The 18,090-nt window shown below is 63.2% G+C and carries 13 protein-coding genes; 9 read left to right on the top strand and 4 right to left on the bottom strand.

All coding sequences use genetic code 11. The features are described from left to right. Positions 1–67: 67 nt before the first annotated feature. The 3 genes from BSY17_RS09420 (at position 68) to BSY17_RS09410 (ending at position 5,659) form a co-directional block, all read left to right on the top strand. Entirely contained in the window at positions 68–2,185 is a 2,118-nt protein-coding gene (locus BSY17_RS09420; protein ID WP_171899214.1) for a TonB-dependent siderophore receptor, read from the top strand. Between the two features lie 17 nt (positions 2,186–2,202). Beyond that, positions 2,203–3,372, top strand: a complete 1,170-nt coding sequence (locus BSY17_RS09415; protein ID WP_237236489.1) for a PepSY-associated TM helix domain-containing protein — start codon at positions 2,203–2,205, stop codon at positions 3,370–3,372. Positions 3,373–3,613: 241 nt separating this feature from the next. Next, positions 3,614–5,659, top strand: coding sequence for a right-handed parallel beta-helix repeat-containing protein (locus tag BSY17_RS09410; RefSeq protein ID WP_150125766.1), 2,046 nt, complete (start codon positions 3,614–3,616; stop codon positions 5,657–5,659). A gap of 204 nt (positions 5,660–5,863) precedes the next feature. Here BSY17_RS09410 and BSY17_RS09405 read toward each other — a convergent pair whose 3' ends face one another. The 4 genes from BSY17_RS09405 to BSY17_RS09385 all read right to left on the bottom strand — a co-directional run bounded on the left by BSY17_RS09405 (position 5,864) and on the right by BSY17_RS09385 (position 10,145). After that, positions 5,864–7,120, bottom strand: coding sequence for a DUF3526 domain-containing protein (locus BSY17_RS09405; protein ID WP_069065313.1), 1,257 nt, complete (start codon positions 7,118–7,120; stop codon positions 5,864–5,866). After that, a complete protein-coding gene (locus BSY17_RS09400) occupies positions 7,117–8,559 on the bottom strand; it encodes an ABC transporter permease (protein WP_069065312.1) in 1,443 nt (480 codons plus the stop codon). Before BSY17_RS09400 ends, BSY17_RS09405 begins: the two co-directional genes overlap by 4 nt. After that, a complete protein-coding gene (locus BSY17_RS09395; protein ID WP_069066885.1) occupies positions 8,556–9,293 on the bottom strand; it encodes an ABC transporter ATP-binding protein in 738 nt (245 codons plus the stop codon). Before BSY17_RS09395 ends, BSY17_RS09400 begins: the two co-directional genes overlap by 4 nt. Positions 9,294–9,611: 318 nt before the next feature. Continuing rightward, positions 9,612–10,145 carry a MarR family winged helix-turn-helix transcriptional regulator gene (locus BSY17_RS09385; RefSeq protein ID WP_037476121.1) on the bottom strand — a complete coding sequence of 178 codons (534 nt, stop codon included), beginning with the start codon at positions 10,143–10,145 and terminating at the stop codon, positions 9,612–9,614. A 185-nt stretch (positions 10,146–10,330) separates the two neighbouring features. Here BSY17_RS09385 and BSY17_RS09380 point away from each other — a divergent pair, with 185 nt between their 5' ends. Genes BSY17_RS09380 through BSY17_RS09355 form a run of 6 tightly spaced genes read left to right on the top strand, consistent with a single transcriptional unit; the run spans position 10,331 to position 17,985 of the window. After that, positions 10,331–13,258, top strand: coding sequence for a TonB-dependent receptor domain-containing protein (locus BSY17_RS09380; RefSeq protein WP_069065311.1), 2,928 nt, complete (start codon positions 10,331–10,333; stop codon positions 13,256–13,258). Between the two features lie 24 nt (positions 13,259–13,282). Then, positions 13,283–14,701 (top strand): MFS transporter, encoded by a 1,419-nt coding sequence (locus tag BSY17_RS09375; RefSeq protein ID WP_069065310.1) that lies wholly within the window; start codon positions 13,283–13,285, stop codon positions 14,699–14,701. Positions 14,702–14,715: 14 nt separating this feature from the next. Beyond that, the gene (locus BSY17_RS09370; protein ID WP_237236486.1) at positions 14,716–15,630 is read left to right on the top strand and encodes a TauD/TfdA dioxygenase family protein; all 915 of its coding nucleotides are present in this window, start codon (positions 14,716–14,718) and stop codon (positions 15,628–15,630) included. Positions 15,631–15,639: 9 nt separating this feature from the next. Beyond that, positions 15,640–16,611 (top strand): 2-hydroxyacid dehydrogenase, encoded by a 972-nt coding sequence (locus BSY17_RS09365; protein ID WP_069066884.1) that lies wholly within the window; start codon positions 15,640–15,642, stop codon positions 16,609–16,611. After that, positions 16,611–17,507: a kinase gene (locus BSY17_RS09360; RefSeq protein WP_069065308.1), complete on the top strand. Its 897-nt coding sequence runs from the start codon at positions 16,611–16,613 to the stop codon at positions 17,505–17,507. The genes BSY17_RS09365 and BSY17_RS09360 overlap by 1 nt, the downstream gene beginning before the upstream one ends. Continuing rightward, a complete protein-coding gene (locus BSY17_RS09355; protein WP_237236484.1) occupies positions 17,497–17,985 on the top strand; it encodes a DUF3237 domain-containing protein in 489 nt (162 codons plus the stop codon). The genes BSY17_RS09360 and BSY17_RS09355 overlap by 11 nt, the downstream gene beginning before the upstream one ends. Positions 17,986–18,090: the final 105 nt, after the last annotated feature.

Here is an 18,090-nt window from a genome sequence, read left to right as displayed (position 1 = left end):
TGCTCCTATCATTCAAATCCACTATCGCGAATCACTATCATTAGCGAAACTGATATGGGGGTTTGTTTTGTCCATTTTCCGCGCGGCGCTGTTTGCGTCTGTTTCCCTGTCGGCTTGGGCGTCGGTGGCTTCTGCGCAGGAGGTTCCTGCGTCGGCACCCGATGCAGCCATGGCCGATAGCGATCAGATCATCGTGACGGGCCGCGCGCAGCGCCTCTACCGCACCGAAACCACGACCGTCGGCAAAAGCGCCGAAGACCCGCTCGACATTCCGCAGGCTTTGCAGGTGATCAACAAGGATCTGTTTGCCGATCAGGGTGCACGCGACGCGACCGACATTTATCGCAATATTTCGGGTGTCAGCTTCTTCAGCTATGCAGGCGTCACCTTCCGCGGATTTCGCCAGGACCAATCCTTCTATGATGGCATGCGCGGCAATCCGTTCATCGGCTTTTCCGTGCCGCAGCTTTTCAATATCGAACGGGTGGAGGTGCTGAAGGGACCGGCGGGGCTTTTCTTTGGTCCGGGGTCGCCCGGCGGCATCATCAACTATGTGTCGAAGGTACCCGGCGATGCCAGCGCCATGCGCCTGGTCGCGACGGCGGGCAATTATGATCGTCGCGGCCTATCGGCCGAAGCGACCGGCCCGGTGGATAAGGACGGGATCGTCACCTACCGCCTCGGCGGCTTTTACGAGGCGATGAACCCCTATCGGCGCAATACGAAGAATGTGTCGCTGATCGGTGATGGCGGCCTGGCGATCAAGACCAATGAGGGCGGCAAGCTGACGTTGCAAGCGACGGTCTATGACAATGACCTCCAGGCCAACCGCCTGCGCGGCATTTTGACCGACGATAACGGCAATTTCCTGACCGACATTCGCTGGAATGCCAATGAACCTACCGATTTTCTGCATTTGAAGTCGCAGGCCTATCAGGCGCGTTATGCGACGGCGATCGGGGAGCGGGTCACGTTCGACGCAGGGGTGCGCTATTTCAAGGCGACCGAGACGCAGCAATATCATGAGCCGCGCGGGTTGGTGGCGGGTAGCGACGATCTGGTCGCGCGCGAGTTTCGCGATCAGATACGCGATGTCGATGGCCTGTCCTTTTCCGCCAATCTGACAGCGCGGGTCGATCTGCTCGGCATGGAGCATAAGTTCCAGACCGGCGCGGACTGGTATGACGAGACGAGCGTGCTTCATTCGCGCATCCTGCGCGCAGGCGTGACGCCGCTCAGCCTCAGCAATCCCGTCTATACCAACAGCGCGCGCGACGTGGCGCGGGCCGCTTTGCTGCCCTTCACCGTCACGGATACGCGCACGAAGCGTCAGGGTGCCTATCTGCAGGACCAGATCAGCCTGACCGATGCGTTCATGCTGGTCGGTGGCGTGCGCTACGACAAGTTCGAGGACGCGGTTATCAACGCCGGCTCTTATGAAGATGACGATATCACATTCCGCACAGGCGCGATCTACAAGCCGCGCAAGGATGTGTCGGTCTATCTGAGCTGGTCGCAAAGTTTCGAGCCGCAGACGGCCGCCAGCCAGAATGGTGACGTCGGTGGTCCCTTCGCCCCTGTGACCGGCGACCAGTTCGAAGGCGGCATCAAGACCGACCTTTTCGACGGCAGGCTCCAGGCCAATCTGGCCGCCTACCGCATCGTCCGCAAGAATATCCTCCAGGCCGATACCAGCCTGCCGCCCGTCAACGGGCAGGATCAATTGCGCCCGATCGGCGAGGTGACGAGCAAGGGGTTCGAGATCGACCTGTCGACCGACATTACCGCCAATTGGGTGGCGCTGGTCAATTATGGCTATAATGACACGAAGATCACCGGCACGATCGCGGGTCAGGCGATCACCAACGCCGTCGGCAATCGCTTCGCCAATGCGCCCAAGCATAAGGTCGGCTTCTGGACCCGCTATCAGGTGCCGGCGATCGACGCCGCCTTTGCCGTCGGCGGTGAACATGTGTCGAAGCGCATCAGCCTGTCGGGGCAGACCGTCAAACCCTATACGATCTTCGACGCATCGATCACCAAGGGGCTTGGCTTTGCCGAACTGATGCTGCGGGTCGATAATATGTTCGACAAGGTCTATGCCGCATCGGGCTTTTCGGCGCAGAGCGGGCATTTTCCGGGCGAGCCGCGGACATTCCTGGCCGAACTGCGCTTTCAATTCTGACCATGGATCAGCTGCGCGTGAAAAAGGGTCGGTCGCTCTGGTGGGTGGTGCATAGCTGGATCGGCCTCAAACTGTCGATCTTCCTGACCTTCATCCTGGCGACGGGCACCTTCGCCGTGTTCGCGCATGAAATCGACTGGCTGGCGACGCCCGCGATGCGGGTATCGCCCCGGTCGGAACCCGTCGCATCCTGGGGGGCGTTGGCGCAGGCGGCGGCCCGCGCCGCGCCCGATGCCCGGCTCCAGACCCTCTATGCGCCGATCGACCCCTGGTTTGCGGTCGAAGCCTGGGTCAGTCGCGGCAAGGGCGCGCCAGACCGTGTCTATATCGATCCGTGGACGGCAAAGGTTACAGGCAGGCATGGATGGGCCAGTGTCCACCGCTTCCTGCGGCAGGCCCATCGCCACCTGATGCTGCCGACGAAGATCGGCATACCGATCGTCTGTTCGCTCGCCCTGCTGCTGGCGGCCTCTTTGGTGTCGGGCATCGTCACCTACAAGAAATGGTGGCGCGGCTTCTTCCGAGCGCCGCGCGGCGGCGATGGGCGGCGGATGACGGGCGACCTGCATCGCCTGATGGGCCTGTGGAGCTTGTGGTTCGTGGCGCTGATCACGCTGACGGGCCTATGGTATCTGGTGGAGACATTGGGCGGGAACGCCAAGGTGCCCAAATTACCGGAAGTGGCGGCTGGTGCGATGCCGACCGGGGCCGCGCTGGACCGGCTGGTCGCCGTCGCGCGCCGCGCCGATCCTGCGCTCGATATTCGGGAAATCCGCTTCACGCCCGACAATGGCGTCATCTTCCTCGGCCAGTCCTCCGCCTGGCTGGTGCGCGATCGCGCCAATGCGGTGGTCGTCGATCCGGCGACATCGCGCGTCGTCGCGCAGCTGGATGGCCGCACGTTGAGCGCGCATCAGCGCATTTCCGAAATGGCCGATCCGCTACATTTCGGCACCTTCGGCGGCCTGTGGACCAAAGTCCTCTGGTTCCTGTTCGGCGCGCTGCTGACGGCGATGGCTGTCACCGGCACGATGATCTACGCGATGCGGCTGGCCCGATCTTCGCGATCCGACGCGGGCAGCCTGAAGATCGCCTGGCAGGGCATGGGCGCCTGGGGATATGTCGGCATCGCCCTCATTCTCCTGACGCTCATCCTGACACCGGGGGCGATCGGTGGGGCGAGTTGAAGGACGGTTGGCTTCGCTACAGTCGAAGCCTGAACCCCATTCGGATCACAGGCTGCGTTTCCCCCTTTTACTCTGACAGGGCCTCATTCACGCCTATGGCTGCGGCCGCTGAGCTGCTACCCTTGGCCGATTGCGACGATCGCGCCTAGACGCTGACGTTGGATAAAGGATGGAGATGCTAGGAATGCGGATGCGGTGGTTATGTCTGTTCGCCATCTCGGCAGGATCGAGCGGTCCTGCGATGACGCAACTACCCGCCATGCCCGACATTCCCCGCGTGGCCCCATCTGAGCGCCCCGAAGACAGGCATTTCCGGGTCGTCATCCCGAACCGCCCGGCACCGACGCCGATCATCCTGCATGTGTCGCCGCAGGGGTCGGACGACGGCGATGGATCGGCGCGCAAGCCCTTTGCCTCGCTGGTCCGCGCGCAAAAGGCGGTGCGGAGCCTCAACCGCGACCATGATGTGACGGTCTCTTTGGCGGCGGGAACCTACCGCCTGAACGCCCCCTTGCGCTTTAGTGCCGGAGACGGCGGTCAGAATGGCTATACGGTGCGGTGGGAGGGTGTGCCCGGCACACGCGCCATCCTGTCGGGCGGTCAACCGGTCACCGGCTGGCGGCAAGTCGACCAGCAGCGGAATATCTGGGCGGCCAGCGTTCCTGCGGGCACGGACCCCCGGCAATTGACCGTCGCGGGGAAACTCGCGCCACGCGCCTCGGTCGAAATCCCGCGGACCGCCGTCGCTTTCCATCCTTGGGGACTGGAGATCAAGGATGCGGCCTGGCGCTTTCTGGCGCAACTCCCCGGTCAGAGCCGCATCGAAGTGGAAGGCATGAGCTGGTTCACCCATCGCCATGCCATGGTCGACCGTATCGAAGGCGACAGGATCATCATGCAGCAACCGGGATGGCGCAATAATCTGGTCGGCTATGACACGATGGCGCGACCGGTATCGGCCGAAGTCGCGCGCCTCTTCCTGGTGAATGCCCTCGCCTTCCTGCGGGAGCCGGGCCAATGGTTCGTCGATCCGAAGGCCGGGCAACTCTATTACAAGCCCCGGCCGGGCGAGGATATGAGCCAAATTGACGTCGTCCTGCCGCGGCTGGAACATCTGCTGTCGATCGCGGGCAGCTATGACGAACCCGTCCGCGATCTCGAATTTCGTCGCTTGCAATTCAGCCATACGAGCTGGCTGCAGCCGTCGGGACCGGAGGGCTATGCCAGCCAGCAGAGCGGCGCCTATCTGGCGGGCGAACTCGTCGATTATCCCGCCGATCCGATCCGCGATTGCAGCTGGGGTTGCGCATCCTTCGAACGGATGCGCAACCGGTGGAGTCAGCAGCCCGCCGCAGTACAGGTCGCTGCGGCCCGGCGCATCGTCTTTGACGACGATCGCTTTTCGCAACTGGGGCAGATCGCGCTCGGCATCGGTACCAACCCGGAAGCCAATGAAAGCGGCGTGGGCCTTGGCACGTCGGCGATCGAGGTGACGAACAACGAATTTGCCGATCTGGCTGGCGGCGCGATCATGGCGGGCGGGGTACAGCCGGACGCGCATCATCCAACCCGGCCTGAGATGGGCTTGCGCGACATAATCATCCGCAACAACCGGATCGAAGGGGTGTCGCGCGATTATAAGGAACAGTCGGCGATCCTCGTCACCTATGCGTCCGGCACGCTCATCCTGAACAACGACGTCTCCGACGCGCCCTATGACGGCATCGATGTCGGCTGGGGGTGGGGTGCCAATGATCCGGGCGGCAGCGCCGAATATTGGCGCAAGCAACGCGGCTATTATGACCAGCCCGGCAACATCGTCTATGATACGCCCACGACCCTGCGCGACACCGTGGTCATGGGGAACCGGGTCAGCCGGGTGAAACAATGGTTCCCCGACGGCGGCGCCATCTATCATCTGTCCGCTGATCCCGGCGCGCTGATCGCGGAAAATTACATATCCGACATCGCCGGATCGGGCGGGATCGGCATCTATCTGGACGAAGGGTCGCGCTATGTCACTGTGCGCAACAATGTCATCGACCGGGTCGGCGGCGTCTGGCTCAACCTCAACACCCAGTCGCATATCGCGCCGCGGCGCACGGCGCTGGACAATGTCGCTACGGCCAACTGGTATAATAGCGGCAAGCTCAATGGCGAATGGAGCGTCTATCTCAACAATCGCGCGACGGACAATGTGGCGGTGGTCGGAAACCAATGGCCGGCAGAGGCAAAGCGCGTGATCGACGCGAGTGGCGTGCAACCGGCGGAGGCCGCCGGTCGCTGACGGACGAAATCAACGGGCATGCAGCTTTGCTGTGACCTGCCGTTCTCCCGACGTTCTCTGTCCCACGCGATAGTGACGGAAGATTGATCTGGCGAAGCCTTGGCTTCGGCCATCCGCCATAGGTCTGGCGATGAGTTACCACCGGTGGCGATCAGGAGCGACTGGCCCTATTCCTTCACGACGCTTTCCGTTCGTGACGCAGGACTAAGCGCCGCCGACAAAGGTCGGCGCGCGATCAAAGTCGTCCTTTTCGAACGGCGTATCGGTGAACAGATAGCGGTAATAGAAATTCCGCAATTTTTCATGGAAGGCCCGGATTCGATCCTGATAGGCCAGTTGGGCTGCCATGTCGGTGTTGGCGAGACGGGTCAGAGCCGCCTGCACCCCGACCGACGGCAATAGCCAGCCGATGCCGCGCGCGGCGGCATCGCGCGCTTCTATGCCGTTTCGATAGGCGGCGACCTTTGGCGCGACGCTTTCGTCGCCGACCTGATGGAAGGCGAAATACCATTTATAGTGGAAGGCGTCCGTCAGCGGCGGGCTATCCTTCCATTCGGGATGACCGGCGTAAAATGCGCGCATCGTGTCCGCACGGGGGATGTCCCATGCGCGGTTGACCGCTTCGCGTTGGGCGAGCGTCAGTTCCACGCCCTCACCCACCGGGATGAGGCGGTTGATCGCGACATGGGCGATGGTCGGCAGGATCAGCGTCAGCACCAGCCAGATACCGGCCAGCGTCGCGGCATTGGCGACGGAACTCCAGCGCATCCGCCCGACCAGCAACGTCACGCCGATCCAGAAGGCGAGGTAGAGCGCGACTAGACCCTGCACGGACAGGAGGGTGGGCAAGGGCACGGCGGACAGGATGGCGCCTATCGTCAGCGGCGCCGCAAGCGCCAAGAACAGCAAGCCGCCGCGCAGCAGCACGCGCCGACGCCATAGCGACCGGCCCGACCCCGCCAGGGCGTCCAGCATGCGCAGCCTTCCCGCTTCCCGTTCCCCCGACACCAGATCGTGAAACAGGGCGATCACGAACAAAGGGGTCAGATAGACCAGCACGAAGGCAAAATCGAAACGACCCGGCAGGGCGAGTTCAGGATTGAACGCCTCGCCATCATAAAGCTGCGCTTCCAGCCCAAGGGCGCGAACACGCAGGATATAAGGCGCGACATCGCGCAGGCCGAGGGCGGCAAAAGCCAGCGGCGAAGGCGTGTCCCAAGTGGCGTGAAAACTATAATAGGCCGCGGTGCCAGGGTCTTTCGTCTCGGCCGCCCATTGCGCGACGGCCGCCATATCCTGCGCCTGTTTGGGCTGGATACGGGCGATGACGTCGCGTTGGCGGGCGACCTCGGCCATGCCGGCCGCCACGGAGGCAGCCGCCAGCAAAGCGACCAACAGCAGCGCCAGCAGCGCCATGCGGGAGCGCAGCAGCAGGCGCAATTCATGGGTGAGGAGGGTCATGCACGAGCTTTCTGAAGAATGCGGGCAACGGGCAGCAACGCCAGCAGCGCGAACGCCAGCCAGGCGAGCAACAGGCCAAGGCCAGGCAGGCTGGCTTTGACCAGATCGCCCGTGGTCGCCGGTTTGAAGCGGAATTGCGGGATCGCTTGCCAATGGTCGGCGGAGATGCGCTTGCGCTGATCGGCACCGGCATCCTTGGCCTTGTCATCGGCATAGCGGACGGTGTCGGCCTGCAACTGGTTTAGCTGCTGGACCATGGCGTAACGATAGGCTTCGGCCTGAGCCAGGAACCGGCGATGGCCTTCCAGGTCGGTGCCTGCCGCAGCCATCGACAGTCGGCGCAGGGCGATGGCTGGACTGATGATGCCAAAACCGTCGGTCAGTCGGCTCTGCGCCTGCTGGACGGTGAAGCTGCGCCTGGCATAATCGTCGAACAGGCGCGATGTCAGCTTCTCGCCTTCGACCGCGAGCAGGCCGTTATAATTGACCGGCAGATCCTCGACCCTGTCGACGCCATAGTGGCGCAGCACCTTTTGCCTGAAGGCGGTGAAGAAGGGATCGTCGGGATTATGTGCGTCGCCGAGACGATGCAGATCCTGCTGGATCGCAATGTCGGTTTCGAGCCGGGTGGGAAGCATGTGGGTTTGCGCCGCAATGTCGGGCGCAACGCGCGGGAGCAGGATGACAAGCACCGTCCAGAGCGCGAGCAGCGCAAGCAGCGCGTCGCGCCCGCGCCGCACCAGCGCGGACACCAGGATGACGATGATCGACCAAAGCGCCAGATAGGCACCATAGCCCAGCACCATGACGGCCATCGGCCCGGCCAGCGCGCCCGGCTGTCCCGCGATCAGCAGAAAGGCGGCCAGCGCGGGAAGCCCGACCAGCGCAGCGACTATGGCAAGCGCCAGCAACTTGCCCAGCAGCAGCGCGCGCGCGGAAACCCCCTGGACGAGCATCTGGCGCAGCGTGCCGCGTTCCCGTTCCCGCGCGACTGCCCCATAGCCGAGGAAAACCAGCAACAATGGGGCGATCACTTGCAGGACGAAGGCCGGTGTCAGCTGGCCGAAGCGCACCAGCAGCGATGATTGGCGGACATCGCCGAAATTGGCGCTGTTCTGCCGATGGCCTTCCAGAAACATGCTGTTGCCGGTGAAGGCATCGACGCCCGGATCGAAGGCCGCGAGCGGCGGCAGGGGGCGAAAGATGAAGTTGCCGAAATGAACCATGCGATGGGGATGCCGGTCGGGCTGCGCCGTAAATTCCTGCGCCGCCTGCGCCTGGAACCGAGCGCGGGTTTCGGCGATGCCGGTCTGATGGGACCAGCTGATGAGGGCGGCGGCGAGCGTGAGGAGGGTGAGCAGCGCGAAGGCTATGACGGTGACGCGATTGCGCCGCATCAATCGCAATTCGTCGCGGGCGATCAGGGTGATGGCGTTCATGCGGTGACGGCCTCCCGCGCAAATTTGCGATGCAGGTCGCGCACGTTGAAGCGATCCGCGCCTTGCGCAGATGCCTCGTCTACGATGCGGCCCGATTCCAAGAAGCCGATGCGATCGGCAATGTCGGCGGCGGACAGCAGGTCGTGGGTGACCATCAGCACCGCCGCGCCCCTGCGCGCCACGTCGTGGACCAGCCTGTTGAAATCGGCGGTTGCGCGCGGATCAAGGCCCGATGACGGCTCGTCGAGCAGCAGCACCGGCACGGCGCGCAGCAGGGCGATGGCAATCGCCACTTTCTGCCGCATCCCTTTGGAAAAGCCGCCCATCCGCTTGTCCCAGGCCGATGTCTGCAGGCCGGTGGCCTCGAACGCGCCATCAATATCCTGCGGGGCGGGGTGGCGACCCGCCAAAGCGAGCAGATAGGCGGCATTCTCGCGCGCGGTCAGATGTTCGTAGAGGGCGACATTTTCCGGCACATAAGCGATTTGTTCACGCGCCTTGTCGGCCTGTGCGATCGGATCATGCCCGGCCACAAGGACAGTGCCGCTATCTGGCCGGGCAAAGCCCAACAGGGCTGACATGGTCGTCGATTTGCCCGCACCATTGCCGCCCAGAAGCGCGTAGATTTCGCCTGCATCGACATGCAGGCTCAGGCCGCGCAGCACGGGCTGGCTGCCATAGGATAGGTGGACGTCGGACAAGATGATGCGCTGGCCGGTGGCGGTCAGGGACATGATATGGGCTCCTTGGCTGTTGGCGCGGAGCATTTCGCCGTTGCAGCAATCTGTCAATGAAATAATATAACATTTCTAATGCGTCCCAGGGATGTCTCCCTTCGGGGGCGTTGCGCATCGGCCACTCAAGACCCGCACGATATCGCGCTCTACTGCCAGTGTCACAGGATCAAGAGGATATTCGGCAAACTCAAGGACTGGCGTCGCATCCCCAGCTACGACCGATACGCCGACACTTTCATGTCCGCAATTTGTACCGCCGCAACCGTCATCTTATGGTTGAATCAATAAGTCCTGAGCTAAGATTATCGAGTAATATCACACCGCATCCGCCTCCTGGGCTTCACTCACGCCGACGACGACCTTCTCCAAAACGCGCGTCGCCAGTTCCATCTCTTCTTTGCTGAGTTTGGCAAATACCGTCGATCGAATGTCCGACAGAACGGGCTGAACCTGCTCGACGACCGCCATGCCCGCTGGCGTGATCTCGATATGGCGCGAGCGCTTGTCGTGCGGGTTTTCCGTCCGGCGGATCAGGCCATCGGCTTCCAGCGAATTCAATGTTCGGATCAGCGGTGGCCATTGAATGGCGAGGCGGGCCGACAAGAGCGATGTCGTGACTGGGGGCGTGGCGACGCTCAGGACGAAGAGGGTCTGCCATCGCGACCGGGACTGGCCCGTGGCCGCCAACATGCGATTTTCGACATGCGTCCCCCAACGGCGGGCCGACAGCGACAATATCCGGGTCAGCCGGAATTCGACGTCATCGCGCGATCCTTCGGGAAAATAGGCGCGATATTGCGCTGTGCTGCTGTCGAACGGATCGGCTGGATTCGGATCGTCGGAGGCCATGTCATTCCCATTGCAAAGGCGGGACAGTGGATTGCAGCCCGCATGCCATTCTTAGCGGCGCTGGTAAACAACTGCAAAATATCAGATTTCCCCCAAATTTTCCCCCTGAAAGGAGGGCGTTGACAATCTATGTATCACGATACATAAATTGTTCAGAGGCCGCAGCAGAAGGCCAGGAGAGGGAAATGAAGATGCGATTGAGCACCCAGCGCATGCGCGCAAACGCGAGTGTCTTGGCCATGATCGGGGTAGCGATGGCGCTGCCGACCGGTGTGGCCGCACAGGAGTCCGCCCCGGCTGATCCAACTACCGCCCCGCAATCCGTCGGTGCCCAGACGACCGAAGGCGCATCGGGTGCCTTGCCCGTGACTGACATCGTCGTGACGGGCACGCGCCTGGGTTCCAATTTCAACGCGCCGACGCCGGTCACCTCGATCGGCGCTGAACGGCTCGATGCGCTGGGCATCACCAATGTCGGCGAAGCGCTGAACCAGTTGCCCAGCTTCCGCGCGTCGAGCGGTCCGGCGGCGCAGGCCAATCTGGGCGGCAATATCGGCGCTCGGCTACTCGATCTGCGCGGGCTCGATCCCCAGCGCACACTCGTCCTGGTCGATGGCAAGCGTTTCGTGCCCAGCACTGTGCAGGGTTCGGTCGATACCAACCTGATCCCGTCCTCCCTGTTGCGCAGCGTCGATGTCGTGACCGGGGGTGCCTCGGCCGCTTATGGGTCGGATGCGGTCGCAGGGGTGGTGAACTTCGTCCTCGACCGCAAGAAGGAAGGCCTGGACGGCGAATTTGCCGCGGGCATGTCGCAGCGGGGCGATGACGGCAATCTGTTCGCCAGCCTGTCGGGCGGCATGCGCTTTGGCGATCGCATTCATGTGATCGGAGCGGTCGAATATGAAAAGCTGGAAGGGTTGGGCACCTGCACCAGCCGTAGCTGGTGCGACAGCCAGACCCTGATCCTGGGCAATACGCCCGGTGCCGGTGGCCTGCCCGCCAATCTGATCATCGGCGGGGTCAATACATCGACCATGTCTCCGGGCGGCCTCATCAATCGGTCGTACAATGCGGCGGGTCAGGTGATCGGCACGACGGCGACCGATCCGTTGCGCGGCACCAAATTCCTGGCCGACGGCACGCCGGGGCGGTTCCAATATGGTTCGCTGGTCGGTCCGCTGTTCATGCTCGGCGGTGAGGGACAAGGGCGTAACGGCTTCATCTCCGCCCTGCGGCTCAAAGTGCCGCTGGAACGGGTGTCCACCTATGGCGCGTTGACGGCGGACCTGACCGACGATGTCACGCTGACCGCCGACCTGTCCTATGGTCGGGTCAAGGGGACCGTCGACGGCGCCATCTTCCGCGACTTCAACGGGACTTTGCTGGGCCGTATCAAGCGCGACAATCCCTTCATCCCTGCCGCCGTCGCATCGACGATGGATGCCAATGGCGTCGCCTCCTTCATCCTGGGCAAGGCCGCGTTCGACCTTGGCCCCGGCCGGGCGACATCGACCACGGAAACCTATCGCGGCGTGCTGGGTGTCGAGGCGAAGCTGAGCGACAAATGGACGGTCAACGGCTTCTATCAATATGGCCGCACCAATTTCACGCAACGGGCGACGAACCTCGTCAATCAGGCCAATCTTCTGAAAGCCGTAGACGCGGTGCGCTCCGGCGGCCAGATTGTCTGCCGCGTCAATGCCGACGCGATCACCAGCAATGACGATGCGGGCTGCGTGCCGTTCAACCCGTTCGGCGAAGGGCAATTCAGCCAGGCGTCGGTCGGCTATATCACTGGCAACGGCCTGCAGCGAACCGTCAATGAACAGCATGTCGCGGGCGTGGACCTGCGCGGCGAGCTGTTCGACCTGCCAGCGGGGCCGGTAACGGTGGCGGTGGGCGCGGAATATCGGCGCGATACCGTGGACGGCACCGCCGATCCCATCTCGGCGGCGAACGGCTTTTATTCGCTCAACGGCTCCGCTTTGTCGGGCGGCGTGACGGTGAAGGAAATATTCGGCGAGATCGCCGTCCCCGTGTTGCGCAATTCATCGGTCGGCTATGCGCTCGACCTCAATGGTGCGGCCCGCCGCACCGATTACAGCACCACAGGGTCGGTCACGACCTGGAAAGCCGGGCTCGTCTACGAACCGATCGAAGGCGTCCGCTTGCGCGGCACGCGGTCGCGCGACATTCGCGCGCCCAATATTTTCGAACTGTTCGGCCCGCAGACGCTGCGCTCGATCGGCCTGTCCGACCCGTTGAACGGCGGATTGCAGACCAACCCCTTCGTCGTCACCGGGGCCAATCCGAACCTGTCGGTCGAAAAGGCGGACAGCTGGACTGGCGGTTTCGTGATCGCCCCGCGGTCCGGCCTGCTCCAGCGGCTGCGCCTGTCGGTCGACTATTATAATATCAAGGTGGCCGACGCGATCGGTGCCCTGGGCGCGCAGACATTGGTCAACCGGTGCGCGCAAGGGGCCACCAATTTCTGTGACCAGATCACCCGCGATGCCAACAATCAGATTCTTCAGGTCCGCGACGTCATCCTCAATTCCAACGCCCTCAAGACCAGCGGCTATGACATCGAACTCCAATATCGCCAGCCGCTCGGTTCATGGGGCGAACTGAATGGGCAACTGATCGCGAATATCACGAAGGAACTGACGACCGTCGATGCCCTGGGCGCGGTCGATCGCGCAGGGCAGACGGGCGTGCGCACGGGCACGATTCCTGGCGTGCCCGATTATGTGCTGGATGGCGTGTTGACCTGGACGGTCGGGAAATTCCAGCTGACCGGTCATGGCCGCTATATTCCGTCGGGCATCTACTGGACCAATTTCGTCGGTCCCGATCAGGATGGCTATGCCGTCACCGCACCGAACAGCGTCGACAATAATAATGTGCCCAGCCGCTTCTACCTCGACATGACGGCGCGGGTGAATGTCGAAGCCGGAAACGGACGGACCTTCCAATTGTTCGCCACGGTGAACAATCTGCTCGATCGCGATCCGCCTGCCATGCCCGGACCATCGGGCGGCACCAACCAGATCCTGTTCGATCCGGTCGGTCGCGCGTTCAAGGTCGGCGCGCGCTTCCACTTCGGTGCATAAGGCGCAGGAGAGGGACGAGCCACGATGAGCATGACCGCAACCGATCCATCGCCCCCCGTCGTCATCGAGGTGACGGACGTGATCGAACGTCAGCGGATCAATGCGTTCGTCATCCGCCTCGTCGCGATATCGTGGACCGTCACCTTTCTCGACGGTTTCGACATGCTCGTCATCTCCTTCGTCGCGCCCTATCTGCGCGACGGGTTCGGCGCGGACGTCATCTCCCTGGGCGAACTGTTCGCCGTCGGCGTGTTCGGCGCGATGCTGGGCGGGATCGCTTTTGGTTGGCTGGGCGACCGCTATGGGCGCCGCCCGATCATCATCGCGTCGGTGGTGGCGTTCGGGGCGACCAGCATGGCCATTGCGCTCGCGCCCAATATGCAGGTGCTGCTGGCGCTGCGTTTCCTGAACGGCGTGGCGCTGGGCGGGTTGATGCCGCTCGCCTGGGCGCTCAACATCGAATATGTGCCGCGCCGCTATCGGGCGACCGTCGTGACCGTCATCATGATGGGCTATACGCTGGGCGGCGTTGTCGCAGGACCGATGACGGTGTGGCTGGCGCCGCTTTATGGCTGGCAATCGGTATTCATGGTGTCGGGCGTGGCGACGCTGCTGCTCGTCCCGCTCCTCTTTGCCCTGCTGCCTGAATCCGCCCGCTATCTGGCGGTGAAGGGGCGATCGCCCGACAAGATCGCAAAGGCGCTGAACGCGCTGGAACCGGGGCTTGGGGCGCGGCCGCAGGACCGCTTCATGGTCACGGACGAAACAGCGCCCGCCACAGGAAAGGGCTTCCGTATCGCCACCCTGTTCAAAGGCGATCTGCGGCCGATCACCAGCCTGCTCTGGCTCGCCTATATCGGCAGTTCGATGGCGGTCTATTTCAAGTCCAACTGGGGCCCGATCATCTTCGAGGATGTCGGTTTCACCCGGACGCAGGCGGCGATGATCATGTCCGTCAGCTCGATCGGCGGCTCGCTCGCTGGCCTGGCGCTCATGCGCTTTACCGACCGGCTGGGGCCGATCGCGATCGCTTTCTATCCGATGCTGGCGGCACCGCTGCTGTTGGTCATGGGCCTCGCTCCCGTCTCGCTGCAGGGTCTGGCCGCCTTCTCCCTTCTGAGCATGGCGATGATCAGCGGCACGCATTTCGGCATGCATTCCATCGCGGGCATTTTCTATCCCAGCGCCATCCGCGCCAATGGCGCGGGCTGGGCGACATCGGTGGCCAAGATCGGATCGATCTTCGCACCGCTGCTGGGCGGCTATCTGCTGGCGATGAACATGCCCCCCCGCCTGCTGTTCGTCCTGCTTGCGGCGACGCCGCTGCTCTCGTGCGTTTCGCTGCTCCTGCTTGCCCGTGTCGGCAAGCGCCAGGCGGCCCGCACGCCCGTTCCCACCGACAACATCGTCCTTCCGGCGCATGCCGTGGCGACCAAGCCCTAACAGGAAATATGATCATGGTTTTGACTGCGACCCCCATCACCCCGCGCTTTGGTGCCGAGCTTTCCGGCATCGACGTCAGCAAGCCGTTGAGCGACGCCGATGTCGCCGCCATCAAGGATGCGATGAACCAGTGGGGCGTGTGCGTCATTCGCGGCACGGGCTTCGACAATGCGTCCCATGTCGCCTTCAGCCGCCATTTCGGCCATTTGGAAACGGCGCCATCGGTAAAGAACCGGCCGCGTCGTCACCCGGACACGCCGGAGATATTCGACGCCAGCAACCTGACGCCTACGGGCGAAATACTGGTCGATGAGAATATGGTGCTGCACAAGAAGGGCGACCGGCTCTGGCATACCGATTCCTCCTTCATGGACCTGCGTTCGGCCTATTCGCTGTTGCTCGCCTATGAAGTGCCCAAGGAAGGCGGGCTCACCTATTTTGCCGACATGCGGTCGGCCTATGAAGACCTGCCTGCCGACATCAAGGAAAAGGTCGACACGCTGCAGGCCGAACATTCGCTCTGGTATTCGCGCCTGCTCGCGGGTTTCCCGATTACCGAGGAGGAGATTGACGGCCGTCCCAAAGCCCGCCAGCCCATGGTCATGCACCAGGAAGCAACCGGACGCACCGCCATCTATATCGGCAGCCATGCGATGGACGTCGTTGGCCTGCCACGCGAGGAAGGGCGCGCGCTCATCAAATATCTGATCGAATTCGCCACCCAGCCACACTATGTATTCGGCGTCTCCTACCAACCGGGCGACATCGTTATCTGGGACAATCTGGCGACCATGCACCGGGGCGGCGATTTCGACATCTATAAGGAAAGGCGCGACATGCGTCGGACGACCGTGCGCGAAGGCGAACCACCCGAACATGCCGACGATCCGTTCACAGCCTATTTCTCCGCTTCGGCACCGCAGAGCTGATCCGTGACGATACCCGACAAGCCCCGTTTATTGGTGACGCGCAAATGGCCCGAACGGGTCGAGGCGCTGATCGCGGAACGCTATGATGCGACGTTCAATCAGGATGACGTCCCGCTGACGCAAGCGGCACTGGCTGCAGCGATGCAGGACTATGACGCCATCTGCCCCACCATCACCGACAAGCTGCACGCCGGCATTGTCGGGACGGCGGGGCAACGCGCGAAGATCATCGCCAATTACGGCGCAGGCGTCGATCATATCGACCTGGCGGCGGCGCGCGGCGCAGGCATCGTCGTGACCAATACGCCCGGCGTCCTGACGGATGCGACCGCCGACATCGTCGTCACCCTGATGCTGATGGCGTCGCGGCGGGCAGGCGAAGGCGAGCGGGAATTACGCGCCGGGCAATGGGCGGGCTGGCGGCCGACCCATCTGCTTGGCACCAGCCTGCGCGGCAAGACGCTGGGGCTGGTCGGTTTCGGCCGCATTGCCCAGGCGATGGCCGAACGCGCCCGTTTCGGCTTTGGCATGGACATCATCTATTATTCGCGGCGTCCCGGCGCGCAGGACGCGGTGCAGCGCCTGGATGCCCGCTATGTGTCGTCGCTGGCCGAGATGGTCGCCCAATGCGATGTCGTCTCGCTGCATATTCCGGGCGGCGCGGAAACCCGCAACATCATCGATGCGGCTATCTTCGCGCAGATGGCCCCCCATGCGATTCTGATCAACACCGCGCGCGGCGACGTGGTCGATGAAGACGCGCTGGTCGATGCGCTGGAATCCGGGCGGATCGGTGGCGCGGGCCTCGATGTCTTTGTCGGCGAACCCCATCTTTCCCAACGCCTGCGCGATGCGCCGAACATAGTTCTCCTCCCCCATCTGGGCAGCGCGACGCGGGAGACGCGGGAGGCAATGGGCCTGCGCGCGCTCGCCAATCTCGACGACTGGAGAGAGGGGCGGGTGCCCCAGGACAGTCTATAGTGCCAATCGCCATCGACGATCTTATCGCCGCCGAGCGATTGCCGCCATCCTATGCGGTGATGGTCGATCGCTGGTGGCGGCCGCTCGCACGGCAGATAGCATATTGGCATGCATCGGCCGGACGGCCCCTCATCATCGGGATCAACGGGGCGCAGGGCAGCGGGAAATCCACGGTCTGCCGCTTTCTCCAGGCATCGCTGCTGCCCGAACAGGGGCTGTCGGCGGCGGTCGTTTCCCTGGACGATCTTTACCTGCCGTTGCAGGCGCGGGAACAGATGGCGAGGGACATCCACCCCCTGTTCCGCACGCGCGGGGTGCCGGGCACGCATGATGTCGATGCGGGCATGGCGCTGCTGGAGGCTATGGTCGCCGGTCGAGACACGCTGATCCTGCGGTTCAGCAAGGCGTTGGACGACCGGTTGCCGCAGGCGGACTGGACGCGCCATGCGGGCAAGGTCGATATCCTGCTGTTCGAAGGCTGGTGCGTGGGCGCGCGACCGCAGGATGCCGCCGCCCTGGAGCAGCCGCTCAATGCGCTGGAGGCGCAGGAGGATCCCGACGGCATCTGGCGGCGTCATGTAAACAAAGCCCTCCAGACATCCTATGCGCAGTGGTTCGCGATGATCGATCATCTGCTCATGTTGAAGCCGCCGTCTTTCGACCATGTCCTGAACAACCGACTGCGCCAGGAACATAAGCTGCGGGCGACCGCGCCGGATGCGCCGGGGATCATGGACGACGCCGCAGTCGCGCGGTTCGTCAGCCATTATGAGCGTGTGACTCGCCACATGGTCGCCGACCTGCCGGATCATGTCGACCTATTGTTCCAGCTAAGCGCCGGGCAGGACGTGATATCCTGCACAGGCCTTGCAAATGAGGATGCCCATGTCTCCTGAAGATGCCGTGCCCGCCGACGCCGTTCGGCCAGGGTTGGCGTTCGTCTATGCGGCCAGCGCCGAACTGGCCGCGCCCATTCCGATCGGGGAAACGCCCGATGGCATCCGGCGGATCATCCCCATCCTGTCGGGCACGGTCGAAGGGCCGCATATCCGTGGCCGCATCCTTGGCGGAGGCAGCGATTGGCAACTTTTGCGGTCCGATGGCGTCACCGTCGCGGATGCAACCTATGGCATCGAAACCGATGACGGCACCATCATCCAGATCCGCAATCGCGGCCTGCGCCATGGGCCTGCCGAGGTCATGGCCCGCCTGGCGGCCGGTGACCCCGTCGACCCGTCGGCCTATTATTTTCGCACCGTACCGGAGTTCATCGCACCGCTTGGTCCCTATGCATGGCTCAATAGCAGCATCTTCGTCTGTTCGGGCGCGCGCCATCCCGATTCCATCCGGCTTTGGGTCTGGCGTGTCACCTGATCGGGACAAGGCATATGCTTGCTTGGCGGTGTCCCTGGAATTCAACGTCTCTGTGATCGCCGTCGCACGACCTATCATTTATGTTCGTAGCCGGGCCGCGCCCGC

The sequence above is a fragment of the Sphingobium sp. RAC03 genome (assembly GCF_001713415.1).
GTDB lineage: Bacteria > Pseudomonadota > Alphaproteobacteria > Sphingomonadales > Sphingomonadaceae > Sphingobium.
Note: the sequence above shows the minus strand (reverse complement) of the source record. Positions and strands in the feature narration are given on the sequence as shown.